This window comes from Lactococcus cremoris subsp. cremoris KW2 (assembly GCF_000468955.1).
Taxonomy (GTDB): Bacteria; Bacillota; Bacilli; order Lactobacillales; family Streptococcaceae; genus Lactococcus; species Lactococcus cremoris.
In genome coordinates this window covers 1,009,285-1,025,883 of record NC_022369.1, presented here as the reverse complement: position 1 = coordinate 1,025,883, position 16,599 = coordinate 1,009,285, and the positions used below count along the sequence as shown (strand labels likewise).

At 35.0% G+C, this 16,599-nt stretch carries 16 protein-coding genes and 1 riboswitch; of the genes, 2 read left to right on the top strand and 14 right to left on the bottom strand.

What is annotated here, in order from left to right:
- Positions 1–2: 2 nt before the first annotated feature.
- The 9 genes from KW2_RS04965 to KW2_RS12250 all read right to left on the bottom strand — a co-directional run bounded on the left by KW2_RS04965 (position 3) and on the right by KW2_RS12250 (position 8,105).
- The gene (locus tag KW2_RS04965) at positions 3–1,328 is read right to left on the bottom strand and encodes an ATP-binding protein (RefSeq protein ID WP_021037125.1); all 1,326 of its coding nucleotides are present in this window, start codon (positions 1,326–1,328) and stop codon (positions 3–5) included.
- A gap of 3 nt (positions 1,329–1,331) precedes the next feature.
- Entirely contained in the window at positions 1,332–1,847 is a 516-nt protein-coding gene (locus KW2_RS04960) for a DUF2127 domain-containing protein (protein ID WP_021037124.1), read from the bottom strand.
- Positions 1,848–1,867: 20 nt separating this feature from the next.
- Entirely contained in the window at positions 1,868–2,554 is a 687-nt protein-coding gene (locus KW2_RS04955) for a response regulator transcription factor (RefSeq protein WP_021037123.1), read from the bottom strand.
- A 127-nt stretch (positions 2,555–2,681) separates the two neighbouring features.
- Positions 2,682–3,638, bottom strand: a complete 957-nt coding sequence (locus KW2_RS04950; RefSeq protein ID WP_011835363.1) for a glycosyltransferase family 2 protein — start codon at positions 3,636–3,638, stop codon at positions 2,682–2,684.
- Between the two features lie 2 nt (positions 3,639–3,640).
- Complete coding sequence (locus tag KW2_RS04945) at positions 3,641–5,278, bottom strand: glycosyltransferase family 39 protein (RefSeq protein WP_051303729.1); 1,638 nt, start codon at positions 5,276–5,278, stop codon at positions 3,641–3,643.
- Positions 5,279–5,418: 140 nt separating this feature from the next.
- Positions 5,419–5,862, bottom strand: a complete 444-nt coding sequence (locus KW2_RS04940) for a divergent PAP2 family protein (RefSeq protein WP_021037121.1) — start codon at positions 5,860–5,862, stop codon at positions 5,419–5,421.
- A gap of 157 nt (positions 5,863–6,019) precedes the next feature.
- Positions 6,020–6,925, bottom strand: a complete 906-nt coding sequence (locus KW2_RS04935; protein WP_021037120.1) for an RluA family pseudouridine synthase — start codon at positions 6,923–6,925, stop codon at positions 6,020–6,022.
- A gap of 62 nt (positions 6,926–6,987) precedes the next feature.
- Positions 6,988–7,440 carry a signal peptidase II gene (lspA, locus tag KW2_RS04930; protein ID WP_021037119.1) on the bottom strand — a complete coding sequence of 151 codons (453 nt, stop codon included), beginning with the start codon at positions 7,438–7,440 and terminating at the stop codon, positions 6,988–6,990.
- A gap of 443 nt (positions 7,441–7,883) precedes the next feature.
- Complete coding sequence (locus KW2_RS12250) at positions 7,884–8,105, bottom strand: hypothetical protein (RefSeq protein WP_021037118.1); 222 nt, start codon at positions 8,103–8,105, stop codon at positions 7,884–7,886.
- A gap of 100 nt (positions 8,106–8,205) precedes the next feature.
- Between KW2_RS12250 and KW2_RS04920 the strand changes: the two genes are divergently transcribed.
- Entirely contained in the window at positions 8,206–9,111 is a 906-nt protein-coding gene (locus KW2_RS04920) for a helix-turn-helix transcriptional regulator (protein ID WP_021037117.1), read from the top strand.
- 93 nt (positions 9,112–9,204) lie between these two features.
- Here KW2_RS04920 and ribH read toward each other — a convergent pair whose 3' ends face one another.
- Genes ribH through ribD form a run of 4 tightly spaced genes read right to left on the bottom strand, consistent with a single transcriptional unit; the run spans position 9,205 to position 12,639 of the window.
- A complete protein-coding gene (gene ribH / locus KW2_RS04915) occupies positions 9,205–9,669 on the bottom strand; it encodes a 6,7-dimethyl-8-ribityllumazine synthase (RefSeq protein ID WP_011835371.1) in 465 nt (154 codons plus the stop codon).
- Between the two features lie 26 nt (positions 9,670–9,695).
- Positions 9,696–10,892, bottom strand: coding sequence for a bifunctional 3,4-dihydroxy-2-butanone-4-phosphate synthase/GTP cyclohydrolase II (locus KW2_RS04910; protein ID WP_021037116.1), 1,197 nt, complete (start codon positions 10,890–10,892; stop codon positions 9,696–9,698).
- A gap of 11 nt (positions 10,893–10,903) precedes the next feature.
- Positions 10,904–11,551 carry a riboflavin synthase gene (gene ribE / locus KW2_RS04905; RefSeq protein ID WP_021037115.1) on the bottom strand — a complete coding sequence of 216 codons (648 nt, stop codon included), beginning with the start codon at positions 11,549–11,551 and terminating at the stop codon, positions 10,904–10,906.
- Positions 11,551–12,639, bottom strand: a complete 1,089-nt coding sequence (gene ribD / locus KW2_RS04900; protein ID WP_021037114.1) for a bifunctional diaminohydroxyphosphoribosylaminopyrimidine deaminase/5-amino-6-(5-phosphoribosylamino)uracil reductase RibD — start codon at positions 12,637–12,639, stop codon at positions 11,551–11,553. Before ribD ends, ribE begins: the two co-directional genes overlap by 1 nt.
- 178 nt (positions 12,640–12,817) lie before the next feature.
- A riboswitch (FMN riboswitch) is annotated at positions 12,818–12,934 on the bottom strand.
- Positions 12,935–13,130: 196 nt separating this feature from the next.
- On the opposite strand from ribD, the gene KW2_RS04895 reads away from it, so the two are divergent.
- Positions 13,131–14,036 carry a magnesium transporter CorA family protein gene (locus KW2_RS04895; protein ID WP_011835375.1) on the top strand — a complete coding sequence of 302 codons (906 nt, stop codon included), beginning with the start codon at positions 13,131–13,133 and terminating at the stop codon, positions 14,034–14,036.
- Between the two features lie 25 nt (positions 14,037–14,061).
- On the opposite strand, the gene parC is transcribed toward KW2_RS04895, so the two are convergent.
- Positions 14,062–16,536 (bottom strand): DNA topoisomerase IV subunit A, encoded by a 2,475-nt coding sequence (gene parC / locus KW2_RS04890; protein ID WP_021037113.1) that lies wholly within the window; start codon positions 16,534–16,536, stop codon positions 14,062–14,064.
- Positions 16,537–16,599 lie beyond the last annotated feature (63 nt).

Here is a 16,599-nt window from a genome sequence, read left to right as displayed (position 1 = left end):
GTTTAGTTTTCTATAGACTCCATGAGGAGATGAAAAATTGATCCTTTCGGAGTATTGTTTGTGACAAAGACTTCAGCATGGTTTAATTGCGCATATTGTTTAGCAATCGCAAGCCCAAGACCTGTGCCAGGAATTTCACTTGAACGGGATTTATCAATGCGATAAAATCGTTCAAAAATATTAATTTTTTCTTCTTCTGGAATACCCACTCCTTCATCAGCAACTTGCAGCTCAACTTGATGATTTTCAGAACTAATTTTTACTTTAATTTCTGAATCTTGGGGTGAATATTTTCCAGCATTTTCAATAAAAACAATGATGATTTTATAAAGTGACATTTTATCAGCCCTGACAAAAATCTCGCTTTTTCCATTAAATGTAATTTTTTGGCTCAAAGCAGGTTGAATTTCACTGACCACTTTGTCAGTAAATTCAGTCAAGTTAAATTTTTCTTTATTTACTTCCAAATGATTTCCCCGAGAAATTGTCAGTAAATTTTCAATGAGCCCTTTCATTCTCAGGGACTCTTCATCAATATAAGAAAGTGAGTCATCAATAATTTCGGGATGCTCATGCCATCTTCTTTTTAATAAAGTGACATGTCCACGAATTGCAGCAACGGGCGTCCTCAGTTCATGTGAAGCATCCGAAACAAACTGCTGCTCATTCTCAATTTTTTGATTTAATCTGTTTAATAAGCGATTAAAACTTTGACTTAGCTGACGAACCTCAATTGGATTTTTACTGACTGGTAATTGTTTAACTTCTTTTTCATCAGTCGCTAACATCATATCAGTCAAAGGCTGGCTAATTGTATTTGCGGCCTTTCGAATTAAAATTAGAGCGATAAAAAAGAGAATAATCATGACAGCGACAATGACTAATATCGCCCTTATCATTGATTTTACAACAATATTTATGTTTAACCATAATTCTACTTTATTCCCATTTTTGGCCGTTTCTGAGCTATACCAAAAGATAACATCTTTTGACAAACTAAAATTGCCCCAAGAAAGCCGTGACTTTAAAAAATGTGATGTGCCATGACTTTCATCAATATCTCCAGAAGCCCTTGTTAGTCTAACAAAAGTAGATTTTTCATCTTTTTCACTATCCAGTTTAAATTCATCCCAGTTTACATTACCATTTTCTGCCGCTTCTTGTACCGAAGAAATCAGAGACGTCCCCTCACTCTCTCGGATTTGTAAACTTGTAAAAGCAACAATTCCTGAGACAATTATCGTAACAAGGAGTGTAAAAATCAAAAATATACGGACAAAAGTTGCTGTGATGATATTGGCACTTGTTTTAGATTCTGTTTTTTTCATTCGTTAGTTTATTTTAATATTTTTTAGAGATGAATATGATTGCCCCTTTGAAAGTTGTGCCTTCAATTTTCGATATTCTAATAAAGTCAAGGCAATCATTACCAAGTCAACCACACACAAGACAAGCATTGAAATCGACCCATGATTGAAAAATTCGAACATTTGATAAGTGATAAAACCAACCAAAAGCACGATTGATAAAGGGTATGACCATAAAATCTTGCGCCAGAGCAAAGCGAGCGTCACCAATTTTAAGGCACCATGTAGGAGTAGATAAATAACAGCAAATAGAGTCGCATCACTTGTCAATCTCTCTCCTGAATTTGTAATCATGCTTGAAAGTGGAGCAAAAGCAATCGATGCCGCTAAATGTTGAATTGTTGATTTTATCAAATCAAGTGGAATAAAAATCAAAAGTAAACCAGATAAAAATTCAACGAATGCAAAAATACTTTTCCCAAGAAGCATGGCGTTAAAGCTGACATCCAATAATTCTTCTTTGTTTTTTACTTTTTCCATGGTCTACCTCTTTTCATTTTTCAACCTTCGCCATTCAAGCGATAGCCTACTCCACGAACTGTTTCAATCAGAGATTTATGATTTGGAAGATCAATTTTAGCACGCAGATAACGCACATAGGCATCTACTGTATTTTCCTGACCATCAAAATCCATTCCCCAAACATCATCCAAAATATCTGCTCGGCTAACCACTATACCACGATGTTCTAAAAAATAACTTAACAAAGCAAATTCTCTTTGAGTCAAATTCACTGTTTTTCCCGCTACTTCCGTTGTATGAGCCGTTAAATCTACCTTTAGATAATCAAGTTCATATACTTTTGAGCGAGAAGTTGACCACTTTCTAAAGATAAGTCTCAGACGAGCTAAAAGTTCTTCAATTTCAAAGGGTTTAGTGATATAATCGTCCGCCCCAGCATCTAAACCAGCAACTTTATCACCAATATAATCACGCGCCGTTAGAAATATAATCGGTGTATTGGGCTGAATTTTCTTCATGCGTCGTAAGACGGTCAAACCATCTAATTTGGGAATCATCCAATCAAGCAAGACGACATCTACCGCTGGTTTTGCTTGCTCAAACACCTCTAAGGCAGCAAGACCATCAAAAGCTGTTGATACTTGATAATCTTCAAAGACTAATTCTTTTTTAACATAATCAGAAATACTAGGTTCATCTTCAACAATTAATACATGATAAGTCATTTCCTCACCTTTCTCTTTAACAGCTTTCTTTATTTAAGTTTTAACTGCCAGTTTATTATATCAAGCCTAAAACAAAAAAACCATACGGTTTTTCTGAATAATTAATGATATTTTATCATTTTTTAAATTAATCTTCGTTAATGAAGTCTTCAATTAAATAACGCGGACGTTGTTTAACTTCAAGGAAAATTTTCCCGATATATTCACCAATTACACCCAAGGCCAACAAATTCGCTCCACCAAAACCAACAACAACTAGCATGATTGAGGCCCAACCAGCAACATCAGAACCATTGACAAAATGACGGGCAATGATATAAATTGCTCCTACAATGGCCAAAATAAACCAAATTAAGCCAATCCAAAAAATTAGACGCATAGGTGCTGCCGAGGTAGAAGTAATTCCGTCGATAGCAAAACTAATCATTTTCTTCAAAGGATATTTGCTTTCTCCGGCAAAACGCTCGCCGCGTTTATAGTATACAATCTCAGATTTGTAGCCAACTAAAGGAACCATGCCTCGCAAAAAAAGATTTTGCTCAGGAAATTGTGCTAAACCTTCTAAAGCACGACGACTCATTAAACGAAAATCCGCATGGTTAGGAACACTTTGACTCCCCAATCCTTGCATCAATTTATAAAAAGCTCCTGCTGTTCTTCTTTTGAAAATAGTATCCGTTTCACGATTATCTCGTACTCCATAAACAACATCACAGCCGTCATTTTCAAATTTTTCGAGCATTTCATCAATAGCATTAATATCATCTTGTAAATCAGCGTCCATTGAGATAACACAATCTGCGAGATTTCTAACCGTCAATAGGCCAGCAAGCAAAGCATTCTGATGGCCGCGGTTTCTTGTAAGATTAATTCCGCTAAACATTGAATTTTCTGCATGTTTTTCTTTTATTTTTTCCCAAGTTTTATCTTTTGATCCGTCATTAACATAAACGATTCTACTTTTTGGACTAATGATATCATTCGAAATTAATTGTTCGTATTTGGCCTTGAGACGTTCGGAAGTTTCATCAAGTACCAGTTCTTCGTTGTAACATGGCACGACCATATAAAGAATCTTAGTCATATTCACTCCTTAACTCTTTTTTTCTTTTTAAATTGATTATCAATTAAACCTAGACTTGCTAAGGCAATCATTACTGGTGCAAATTGATAAAGATAACGTGAATTTGTTTCCCAAAGAATAAGGAAAAAACTCAATCCAACAAAGGCTAAAGCTGGAACAAACCAAGGATTTGACCAGTTCTTCTTACGACTTAAAATCCGCCAAATTTGTCGCCAAAGCAATACAACTAAGCCAATCCAATACAGCGTTTGAACTGCTTTAAGCATAAACCAACCTGTAATATTCCCCGGTCCATCTAAAGAAAATGAAGTCCCTGAGAGATAATCAAAGTAACGATTAATGAATTTATTTTCATGATGATTAGTATAGAAAGCACTATTCAAGTCGCCATATAGCCAAGTATAGGACAATTTCCGTCCTATTTGTCTAACAATACCAGCAGGTCCCATTTTCTTAATATTATCAATAAAAAGTTGTTTATCTGCCTCTTTTTTCGCCTCATAAGTGGGGAAAGATTCAGAATACTGACGAATCTTTTTATTAAATCCCCCTGTTTTATTGCTAGGCGCCCAAGACATGGCAATCCAATGCATCATCGGGAGATTATGACGTTCATTTGCTTCCTGTGAAAAAGCAGGCTCTGTCTCAATTGTTGCTTTGACCATGAAATGTCCCCCAACAAATAAGAGAGCAAACATAGGGATTAAAAGTAAAAGTTGCTTCCACTTTTTATTAAGGCCTAAGAAAACCAATGCAGCAATAAGTACAATTAAGACAGTCGGTTTAAATTCATAACCTAAAACTGTCAGTAAAGTAGCCAAGAAATACCAGAGAATTTGTCGATTTAACTTGTCTGATTTAATTGCATAAATGAAAAATAACAATCCGAAAGATACAAAAGGCAAAGTAATCGTATCACTATAAAGTTGTGCGCCATATACATAAAAAGGTAAGAAACCAAGTGCACAAACATTATATAAAATGGCATGTCTTTTCCCACTTAAAGCTTTAACACTCAAAGTTCCAGCTAGAACACCAAGACTTGTCAGCAAAGCAGAAACGGCTGTAACAACCCACATTTTCAGCTGAACATTCTCAGCAAAAGGAGAAAAAATCTGATTAAATAAGATTCCTAAAAATTGATTATTAGGATATCTCAGGAAGTAACCTAAACGTGAGGCTGTTTCTGGGAGAAGTCCAAAAGACTGACCATGCAACTCTGTTGTAGAATTAAAAATGACAAAGTAATCCCAAGCATGCTTGCTATCAGGAACATGAATCATAAAAAGAAAGGGCAAAATAAAGGTCACGAGCGCTACTGCCCAAAAACTTATTTGATAATATTTTTTTACTGACAAATCTGTCAGCAAAAAAGATTTACTTTCTATTTTACTGACAGACTCGTCAGTGATTTCAATTTCATTTTTTGGAGCAAAAAGTTTTTTTGATAATCTAAAAATCCCAATAAAATAAAAATAAGCTGCTACTAAAAGAAGATTTCCTAACACAAGTGCAATAATATGATCACTATTCCACGACTTCGTAATTGAGACAGCAATCCCATTAATTAAAATAAAGAGCCCTATCATTAAAGTAAGACAGAATCTTTTTTTATACTTAATAAATACTATATTATTCATATTACTATTTTACCATAGCTTGGCCTTTGTTTCTTATAATAACCTTAATTTTCAAATGATAAATTCTCATTTTTAACTTTGAATCTAAAAAGTACAATAAAAACAAATTTTAAGTTTTTTTTATGATTGTGTCTTTCTTTTTAATTCATTATTAGTGCAACAATTATCCCCAAAATAGTTCCACCAACGACTTGAATTGGTGTGTGTCCTAATAATTCCTTTAGATTCTTGTCCACTTTAATTCCAGCATTTTCAACATTTTGCAACATACGATTGATAATTCTTGCTTGATTCCCTGCCTGCCGTCTAATTCCTTGGGCATCATATAAAACAACAAAAGCTAACACAGTTGCAATCGCAAAAAGAGGAGAATCAAAACCTTGTCTTAATCCCGTTGCGGTTGCCAAAGCTACCACTAATGAACTGTGAGAACTAGGCATTCCTCCGGTCGCAAAAATTAATTGCCAATTGATTCGATGAGTTCGGATGAGCTCAATCCCTATTTTAATGAGTTGTGCTAAGGCCCAACTCACAATTGCTGTCAGTAGAATTTGATTATGCAATATCTGACTAAAAAAATTCATAACCCCTCCTTAATTTCCCCTAAATTAAAATCCCTCACTTACTACTCTTATTATACTATATAAGCCTTTTAAATCTTGACTTATTTGCTGAAAAAACAAAGAAATTTTATCATAAAACTCGCATGAATTTTAAATGAAAAATACAAAAAGAACAAGTTTAACCTTGTTCTCTGAGTTTTTCTAATTGTTCCTTGAAGAGGTCAGGAGCATCAACTTGAAACTCCATAAGCTCTCCACTTGTTGGATGTTCAAATCCTAGCGTTTCTGCGTGAAGAAACTGACCCTTATTGGGTGTTAGAGTTTTATTCGGGCCATAGAGCGGGTCACCTGCAACAGGATGACCAATATAATGCATATGAACTCGAATTTGATGTGTTCGTCCAGTTTCCAAGCGTAAAGCAATTAAAGTATAACCAACAAAACGTTCTAAAACCTCGAAATGAGTCACAGCAGGCTTCCCACCAGATACAACCGCTTGTTTTTTTCTGTCTTTAAGATTACGACCGATTGGGGCCTCAATTGTCCCTTTATCATTGGCAAGCTCTCCATGGACAATTGCTAAATAGCGACGTTTACTAGTCTTGTCTTTTAATTGAGCAGCTAAACTTTCATGTGCTTTATCATTTTTAGCAATCATCAAAAGACCACTAGTATCTTTATCAATCCGATGTACAATTCCCGGGCGAATGACTCCATTGATACTTGAAAGGTCTTTTATATGATACATAATTGCATTCACTAAGGTTCCAGAAGCATGTCCTGCCGCAGGATGAACGACCATTCCTTGTGGCTTATTGACGACTGCAACATCTGAATCTTCATAAATAATTTCCAAGGGTAAATCTTCAGCCACAACATCAAGGACCTCGGCTTGCGGAATCTCAAATTCGATTCTATCTCCCGTTTTCACTTTATATTTTGCTTTTTTTGCTTCATTATTGACAAAAACTTTGTCATTTTTTATAAGCTCTGTCAGTAAACTTCGAGAGTACTCTGTTTGATTTGCAAGTGCTTTATCAAGACGCAAATCTTTATTTTCTTCAGTAATTTTTATTATAGGCAATCGATTTTTCCTTTTTCATAGAGGTTTTAATGCTACTTACTGTCACTCGTTTTTTAAAAAGCTTATTTTGTTTCTTTGTCCGTCAAAATTGCAATAAATAGAACAACAAAACCGACAGATAGTAAGATATCTGCGATATTAAAGATTGGAAAATTCATAAATTCTGTTTGAAACATATCGACAACAAAACCTTGACGAACGCGGTCAATAAAATTCCCTAAAGCTCCCGCAATAATCAAAGTTAAGCCAGCAAAATACCAATTTTGTCCCATTTTTTTCCACAAAAACCATAGTGCAACAATGAGTACAATAGGTGTCAAAACAAGGAAAAACCATTGTTGACCAGAAAATGATGACCAAGCAGCCCCATCATTTTTAATATAAGTCAGGCTCAATACATCTGGCCAAATTTTTTTTGTATCTCCAAGTTGAATATTAGCAACAACCCAATTTTTGAAAACTTGGTCAGCAATAATTCCAACAACGATAATTACAAGTGACAGTAATTTTTTCATATTTTAATTATACCACACCGCGTCAACGAGGGTCAATAAGTATCATAAAATAGACTTTTAGCCCTTTTCAGAAATAGAAAGCCCCCAAAATCAGACAATTCCTTTAAAAATACTTTCTGTCAGTCAATGAATCCTCTAGCACTAAAAAACTTATAACGCCTTGCCTTCTAGCACTATAAGTTCAAGACGTTAATTAAATTAGTCTCTCTAACTGTTTATTGTCATCATTTTTAAAACTTTTTTGAAAGACTTTCCCTTAACTCCTCAATAACATAATCTGATAATTTACTCCCTTATATTCATATAATCATGCCATTCAACTATTTTTTTATTTTCAATAAATATGATTGAGCAAAAACTTTCAGTCTGTGCGCCATTATTGACTAAAACTTTATATTCTAATGTTATGACCTCTCTTTCTTTGCTTTTATCCTTGTACACCCCTAGAAGTCCCCAGAGGTTAAGGGAACACTATAATCTTCAAACCAAGACAGATAATCTTTTTTATTCATTGACTTTGGGAAATCTGCGAAAGAAAAATTAAAATGAAAAATTGCCTTATCATCTACTGCCTCCCAAAAGCTACTTCCATTAACTTCACCCTTCAATCCTTCCATCACTAAATCAAAAAATACTTTTGAGTGTTCATTATAGCCATATTCCATGCTGCACTCCTCCTTTAAATCTATTTTTATTTTACAAAACTAGTATAATATATTATAGACGACAACTGTATGTCATCAATAAATATTTTTAGGAAAAAAAATGAAAATAGAACGATTAATCAATATTATTATGTTGTTATTAGAAAATGATACGATTTCTGCGAATTCACTTGCTCAACGATTTAGCGTAAGTAAAAGAACAATATTGCGGGATATGGATAGTCTGATTTTAACTCACATCCCAATCTATACTACCCGAGGTCCCAAAGGGGGATTTGGAATTATGGATAGTTACAAATTCAACAAACGACTTCTTACCGAATTTGATATTCAAAATATCTTGATTGCACTTTCTGGACTTTCTGAGTTTACGGCTGATAAAGAAACAGCTTTAACCATCGACAAACTGAAAAGTTTACTACCAAATAAAATGAATAATCTTAAGACTCTGATTGATTTTGAAGAGATTCATGAAGCTCTCTCCGCTGCAAAAAAGTTAATATTTTTTGCCATTCAGCATTCTAAGACAATAGAAATCAGCTATATTGACCAGAATGGTCAACAAACTGAGCGAAAAGTAGAGCCCTATCAACTTTATTATAAAAATACTAGTTGGTATCTTTATTCCTATAGTTTAGATAAGGGGGATTTTCGAACCTTTAAACTTTCTCGAATAACTTCAATATCATTGTTAGAAAAAGAGTTTGACCAAAAATCTTTTAAGTCCGCTGATAATACAAATCCAAATCTTAATTTTTCTTTAAGCAAAATAGAGGTCATCGTGCATAAAAAATCTCGTGATAAATTAATTGAAGGAGTTGAAACAGGTGAATTGCTAGAAGTTGATAAAAATCATTATCAAACCACTCTTGTTCTACCAGATCATGAGTTTGGTTATCAATATTTAGCTAATTTTGGCACAACTTTAAAAATAATTGGTCCAGATTTTTATCTCAAAAACTATGTTGAATGGTTAGAAAATATAATAAGTATTAATAAAAAATAAAAGGAGAGCCAATATAGAGCTTTCCTTTTTTTTTATTAATTGATTTTCTTTGCAGAACTCTTGAATTTTGTCTGATTTCAAATTTTAAACAACTTAAGACATTTTAGCCATCAAATCAACCATCTCAATCGCACCAACTGCTACCTCAAATCCTTTATTTCCTGCTTTTGTTCCTGAACGTTCAATCGCTTGTTCAATATTCTCTGTCGTCAGTACTCCAAACATAACAGGGATATTTGAGTTCAGTGAAACATGGGCAATCCCTTTAGAAACCTCGCTACAAACAAAATCATAATGTGAAGTAGAACCTCGAATCACCGTACCTAAGCAGATAATGGCATCATATTTATCTGAACTCGCCATTTTTTGCGCAATAAGTGGAATTTCAAATGCTCCTGGCACCCAAGCAATATCAATTTGTTCTTCTTGAACACCATGTCTTTTGAGAGCATCTAAGGCCCCTGCTAAGAGTTTTGCGTTGATGAATTCGTTAAAACGTGCAACTACAATTCCATATTTGGCATTTCCTGTTGTTAAATTTCCCTCAAATACTGTCATTTTTCTATCCATGCTTTCTTTTTATTTTAATCGAACAAATGTCCCATTTTATTTTGCTTTACTTTTAAATAATCCTGATCAAATTCATTTTCTTTAATTTGAATTGGAACTCTTTCTTTAACTGGTAGTCCATATTTTGAAAAATCATTGATTTTTTGTGGGTTATTAGTCATTAATCTTAAAGACTTCACACCAAGTGTTTTCAAAATTTGAGCACCTATGGAGTATTCACGCGTATCTTCTTCAAAACCTAGGGCTAAATTTGCTTCAATTGTATCAAGCCCCTCATCTTGAAGTGAATATGCACGAAGTTTGTTGATTAAACCGATTCCTCGCCCTTCTTGCCGAAGATATAATAAAATCCCTCGTCCCTCGACATTTATCTGTGTTAGAGCTTGTTCTAATTGTTCACCACAATCACATTTCATTGAGCCAAAAGCATCTCCAGTCAAACATTCCGAATGAACTCGGCAAAGCACTGCTTCTCCCTCTCCAATGTCCCCCTTAACTAGGGCGACATGATGCTCACCATTTATTTTATTGACAAATCCAAAGATTTCAAAATAACCATATTTTGTTGGAAGTTTCGCTCTGGTAACTTGCTCAACCAGTTGTTCATTTTGTTTTCGATATTCTTGTATGGCCTTGATTGTGATAAAATTCAAGTCCCATTCTTTTGCTTTTTCTTGAAGTTCTTCTGTGCGCATCATGCTACCATCTTCGGCCATTATTTCAACACAAACTCCCACTTCCTTTAGACCAGCAAGTCGTAACAAATCAACTGTTGCTTCTGTGTGTCCATTGCGTTCTAAGACTCCATTTTTCTTTGCAATCAGAGGAAAGACATGACCAGGTCTTCGAAAATCTTCGACCGAACTTTCTTCATCAGCAAGTTTTCTAATAGTCAGCGCACGGTCAAAGGCTGATACCCCTGTACTTGTCTCTACATGATCGACAGAAACAGTAAAAGCTGTCCCGTGGTTGTCTGTATTTCTATCCGTCATTGCTGACAAATGCAGACTCTTAGCATATTTTTCACTCATCGGACTACAAATTAATCCCTTTGCCTGACTGGCCATGAAATTTATCTTTTCTGGACTAATCATTTCGGCTGCACAAATCAGATCTCCTTCATTTTCTCTATTCTCATCATCAGTGACAATAATTATTTCACCTGCTTTAAGGGCTGTTAAGGCTTCTTCTACTGTATTATATTGAAACATTTTATCTCCTCTTAAAATCCATAATCAATTATTTTATCCTTTGTCAGCAAGGAAGACCCTGTAAAAGAATCTTTCCCAGTAAGTAATTTTTCGATATATTTACCCAATATATCGTTCTCCAAATTAACTTTATCTCCAACCTTCTTTGCAGACAATATGGTCTCTTTGATAGTATGAGGAATTATTGACACACTAAAAGATTTTGAAGTCACATGAGCCACCGTAAGACTGATGCCATCAATCGTAATAGAGCCTTTTTCAACAACATATTTCATTAAGTCTACAGTTGTTTGAAATTCAAACCAAACCGCATTTTCTTCCTTCTTGATTGATAAAATCTTTCCTGTACCATCAATATGCCCTGAAACAATATGTCCGCCAAATCGACCATTTAGAGCCACTGCTCGCTCTAAATTAACTTTACTTCCTACTGTTAATTCTCCTAAATTTGAACGCTTGAAACTCTCTGGCATAACATCTGCTGTAAATTCTTTATGATTAAATGCGGAAACAGTCAAACAGAGACCATTTGTTGAGATAGAATCCCCAAGTTTTAAATCTTCGAAGATGTTGGAAGCTCGAATACTTAATTTAGACGACTTATCTCTCTTTTGAATTTGAGTTACTTCTCCTATTTCCTCAATAATTCCTGTAAACATTAAATGAGCTCACTTTCTAATAATATATCTTCTCCTAAATAGACCACTTGAGGTCGGTCTAGTAAATAGGCTTGATTGGGATGCTCTACTCCTTGTCCTTCAACAGGACTTCGAGCTTCTTTCCCACCAAATATTTTAGGGGCAATATAGGCTTGAACTTTTTGAACAATTCCTGCTTTTAATGCTGAGGCGTTGAGTCTTGCTCCCCCTTCTAAAATAAGACTATCAATTTCTCTTTCTCCTAACTTAGTGATTAAATCTTTCAAATCCAAATGTTCAGATATGGAAGAAACTAGTAAAATCTCGCAACCGGCTTCAATAAAAGCTTGATGTTTTTGAATGTTTTCATTTGAGGTAGCAATGATTGTTGGAATTTCAAATGCAGTAGAAACAATCTTAGACGTAAGAGGGGTTCGAAGTTGAGTATCACAAATAATTCTAATTGGATTTATCCCATTTTTTATTCTGGCAGTTAATTGTGGGTCATCTTTCAGAAGTGTTTCAACACCAATCATGATTGCCATGAAACGTGAACGGTCTTCATGTACCTTTTGTCTTGCTTTTTCACCTGTAATCCATTTGGATTGACCTTTATAAGTCGCAATTTTTCCATCAAGAGTCATCGCATACTTCATCATGACGTAGGGGGTTCTTTGAGTGACGTAATGAAAAAAAATCTTATTTAAGTCTTTGCACTCTTTTTCTAGAACTTTTAATGAAACATCAATTCCAGCTTTTTTCATTGCTTCAATTCCCTTACCAGCTACTAAAGGATTGGGGTCTAGACTCCCAATGACTACACGCTTCACTTTATTTTTGATGATTGCTTCAAAACAAGGCGGTTGCTTGCCTTGGTGGGCACAAGGTTCTAAGGTCACATAAATGGTTGACCCCTCCGGTGATTCAATACAAGATTTAAATGCATTGATTTCCGCATGTGCTTCTCCATATTTCTCATGATAACCTTGACCAATAATTCGACCATCATTGACAATAATCGCTCCTACTTGAGGATTTGGATTAACGCTTCCCCCTCCTTTTCGAGCCAGTAGGATTGCTAAATTCATAAAATGCTCATCATTTTCCATCCATTTATCCTTTCTAAAAAAAATAAGCCCCAAAATAATATTTCAAGGGCTTAGGATAATTTTCTATTTTATTCAAGCAAAAAAACAGCTCAAAAAAACCAAAAATGGAGTGAATTAGATAGATTCACTCCAGAGTTTAAGGCTAAATAGACATAATACTATCATGAGTATTATGGGTTTTTATCTTCTTTCATCCAGACTATACTGTCGGCCTCGGAGTTTCACCGAATCATGCTGCTAGCAGCTCGCGGGCTATACCGCCGGTAGGGAATTTCACCCTGCCCTGAAGATTTATTAAATTGTAGCTAAAGTATAGCATTTAATTTTAAAGATTGTCAAGATATAAAAACGTATTCTTTAAAATAATTATTTTGAAGGTCCTATCAAAAGTCTAATGATATTTTTATTTATCAAATAATATTATATTTATATATTTGCTCAAAAATTACAATTTTGCTAAAATGGCTCTATTAGAACAATAGGATAATATCATGCAAGAAATAAAAATAAATGATCAGCTCACTTGGCTTTCTTTTAATGTTGAGGACCTTAGAAATACTTCTGAGCTTGCTACTTATGGCATTGACCTAGAAACACTTCAATATGCCGAAGATAAAAACGAACGTCCCCATACAGAATTTATTCCTGACAGTCAAGACTTTGTGCTTATTTTTAATAGTTTAGATTTACTCAAGTCAGAAGCTCATTACAAGACAGTTCCCGTTACCTTTGTAGCTCAAAAAAATCGATTAATTACACTCTATCATCCAGAAAATGAATACTTAATTAATCAAATAAAAAGTTATTGCTTACAAAATAGGCCACAAACGGTCTATCAACTTCTTTTTATCAGTTTATTTTTAATTTCCGAGGCTTTCTTTCCTTATTTGGAAAAAATTGATAAGTCTAAAGAAGAAATTAATCAAAAATTGCGTGAAAAAACAACCAAGAAAAATTTGCTCGCACTTTCTGATATTGAAACAGGAATGCTCTACATTGTGTCTAGTGCCAATCAAAATACTTTACTACTTGAGCAGCTTAAAACTAAAAGTATTTACAGACAGTTCAATGAAACTGAAAAAGAACAGCTTGAAGATGCGATAATCGAAGCCCAACAGCTTGCAAGTATGACTCAGCTCAATGCACAAATTCTTGAACAGTTGGCCGGAACTTATAATAATGTCCTTAATAATAATCTAAATGATAATATGACGACCTTAACTATCGTATCAGTTCTTTTAGCTGGTTTGGCCGTCATTACTGGTTTTTTTGGAATGAATGTTCCGCTTCCGCTCACTCATCAAAAAGATGCTTGGGTCTGGATTATTGGCGCCTGTATCATTCTTTGGCTACTATATGCTGCCCTCTTTCGTTATATTATTGGTCGAAGACAATAAAAAAAATCAGCAAAAGCTGATTTTTTTATTTTATTTTTACGCTTGCAATTTTTTCAAGATCATCAGCAATTGGATGTCCATTGCTTGTTCGATCTGATAATGATAAATCGCACAAATTAATATCATATTTCTTGCCAGTCTCACTGATAACTTCTAATACTTGTTCATCAGTTTCTTTTGTCGCTGGTGCTTTAGCTTGACTGAACAAATCTAATTCTTCGGTCAATGCTGATAAATCAGCAGTTGAATTGATTAAACCAGCCGCAAATACGGTATGGTTATTTGTCTTCAATGTTCTTAAAACTTGAAGACCTCGATTTGCTCGTGATGTGGCTGGAATATCCTCTGTTTTAACTCGTTTGATAAATGCCCGTTGAGTCAACAGATACCAACTATTTGAGTTGACAAAGAAAGCTGCTTTTATCTTATCATCATTTTTAAGATTCATTGCCTTCACACCTGCTGCTCTAGCACCCAAGACTGGGACATCATCAAGATTAAAGCGGAGGGCATAGCCATTTTCAGAAATAAGCATGAGGTCAGTAAATTGAACAGGACTAATGAGCACAACTTCATCATCATTTCCTTTGAGTTTAGCATAAGGAGTTGATTTCGAGCGGTAAGTTCGCCATGGTGAAAAACTTTCACGTTCAATTTGTTTAATTTGTCCATTTCGTGTAACCACGACTAGATTTTCACCTGCAAATGCATCAACAATTTGAACATAAATTACTTTTTCATCAGATGAAAAATTAGAAAGACTTTGTGACAAATGTTCTCCAATATCCTTCCAGCGAACGTCAGAAAGTTCATGAATTGGACGGTAAATCACATTACCAAGATTTGTGAAAATCAAGAGATGCTGTGTTGTTTTAGCATTAGCATAGTAAAGCAACTCGTCATCATCACGTTTCCCGATTTCTTCAAGTGCTGATGAAGCAAATGACCGAGGTGATGTTCGTTTGATATAACCTGAACGAGTTACTGAAACGACAGTATCTTCAGCGACAATCAATTCACTAGCTTCTATCTCAATGGTTTGCACTTCATCTTGAAGTTCACTACGGCGTGGTCTGGCAAATTTTTTCTTCACTTCACGCAGTTCGCGCTTCATTAAATTAAAGAGTGTCCGTTCGTCATTAATAATTGCTTTAAGTTCAAGAATTTTTTGTTCTAACTCTGCTTGTTCATTTTGCAAAGTGACAATGTCGGTATTTGTCAAACGATAAAGTTGTAAAGTAACAATAGCTTCGGCTTGTTCTTCAGTAAATCCAAATGAAACTTTAATATTTTCTTTAGCGTCTGCTTTATTTTCAGAAGCACGAATCGTTGCCACCACTTCATCTAAAATGGAAACCATGCGAATCAATCCTTCAACTAAGTGAAGTCTTTTTTCCGCTTTATTTAGGTCAAATTGCGAGCGTTTGATGATGACATCTTCCCGATGTTTTACGTAAGAACGTAGCATTTGCAAAACGCCGGTTTGGACAGGTGTCATGTTGTCAATAGCAACCATGTTAAAATTATAATTCACTTGTAAATCAGTATTTTTAAACAAGTAATTTAAAACAAGTTGACTATCGGCTTCTTTTTTCAATTCAATTGCAATCCGCAATCCTTCGCGGTCAGATTCATCACGGACTTCAGCAATACCTGGCACTTTTGCATTGACACGGACATCATCAATTTTCTTGACCAAATTTGCTTTATTTAATTCAAATGGAATTTCAGTGACGATAAGTTGCTCACGCCCACCTTTCATTGGTTCAATATCAACTTTTGAACGAACAACAATGCGGCCTTTACCTTTTTCATAAGCTTTTCTAATCTCGCCTTTCCCTTGAATGATTCCGCCAGTAGGAAAATCGGGTCCAGGTAAAAATTCCATGATTTTGTCAACATCGACTTTAGGGTGGTCAATCATGTGAATGGTGGCATCAATCACTTCGCCAAGATTATGAGGAGGAATATCCGTGGCATAACCGGCTGATATCCCGGTTGAACCATTGACTAAAAGATTTGGAAAAGCAGCTGGTAAAACGGTTGGTTCTTTCTCTGTATCATCAAAGTTCCAAGCCTGACTTACGGTATCTTTCTCAATATCTGATAAAAGGTAACCAGAAATTTCTGAGAGACGAGCTTCTGTATAACGCATTGCGGCAGGTGGATCACCATCCATTGAACCGTTATTCCCGTGCATTTCAATTAAAGGTTCGCCCATTTTCCAGTCTTGACTCATCCGAATCATTGCTTCATAAATTGAGCTATCACCGTGTGGGTGAAAATTACCCATGACGTTCCCGACCGATTTGGCTGACTTACGGTAGGACTTATCAAAGGTATTTCCGTCTTTGTTCATCGAATAAAGAATTCGACGCTGTACGGGTTTTAAACCATCACGGATGTCGGGTAGCGCCCGCTCCTGAATGATATATTTTGAATATCGACCAAATCGGTCGCCCATTATATCTTCTAATGGTAAGGTTTGAATGTTTGACATATTTCAACTTTCTTTTTAGAAAATTTCTTTAATTTTTATACTAATTTTTTTATTAACTTATAA

Coding starts and splice junctions, on each gene's coding strand:
- KW2_RS04965 (WP_021037125.1), bottom strand. CDS start 1,328: ATGAAAAAAACAGAATCTAAAACAAGTGCCAATATCATCACAGCAACT.
- KW2_RS12250 (WP_021037118.1), bottom strand. CDS start 8,105: ATGGAATATGGCTATAATGAACACTCAAAAGTATTTTTTGATTTAGTG.
- KW2_RS04920 (WP_021037117.1), top strand. CDS start 8,206: ATGAAAATAGAACGATTAATCAATATTATTATGTTGTTATTAGAAAAT.
- ribD (WP_021037114.1), bottom strand. CDS start 12,639: ATGGAAAATGATGAGCATTTTATGAATTTAGCAATCCTACTGGCTCGA.
- KW2_RS04945 (WP_051303729.1), bottom strand. CDS start 5,278: ATGAATAATATAGTATTTATTAAGTATAAAAAAAGATTCTGTCTTACT.
- KW2_RS04895 (WP_011835375.1), top strand. CDS start 13,131: ATGCAAGAAATAAAAATAAATGATCAGCTCACTTGGCTTTCTTTTAAT.
- parC (WP_021037113.1), bottom strand. CDS start 16,536: ATGTCAAACATTCAAACCTTACCATTAGAAGATATAATGGGCGACCGA.
- KW2_RS04940 (WP_021037121.1), bottom strand. CDS start 5,862: ATGAATTTTTTTAGTCAGATATTGCATAATCAAATTCTACTGACAGCA.
- KW2_RS04955 (WP_021037123.1), bottom strand. CDS start 2,554: ATGACTTATCATGTATTAATTGTTGAAGATGAACCTAGTATTTCTGAT.
- ribH (WP_011835371.1), bottom strand. CDS start 9,669: ATGACAGTATTTGAGGGAAATTTAACAACAGGAAATGCCAAATATGGA.
- KW2_RS04960 (WP_021037124.1), bottom strand. CDS start 1,847: ATGGAAAAAGTAAAAAACAAAGAAGAATTATTGGATGTCAGCTTTAAC.
- KW2_RS04910 (WP_021037116.1), bottom strand. CDS start 10,892: ATGTTTCAATATAATACAGTAGAAGAAGCCTTAACAGCCCTTAAAGCA.
- KW2_RS04950 (WP_011835363.1), bottom strand. CDS start 3,638: ATGACTAAGATTCTTTATATGGTCGTGCCATGTTACAACGAAGAACTG.
- ribE (WP_021037115.1), bottom strand. CDS start 11,551: ATGTTTACAGGAATTATTGAGGAAATAGGAGAAGTAACTCAAATTCAA.
- lspA (WP_021037119.1), bottom strand. CDS start 7,440: ATGAAAAAATTACTGTCACTTGTAATTATCGTTGTTGGAATTATTGCT.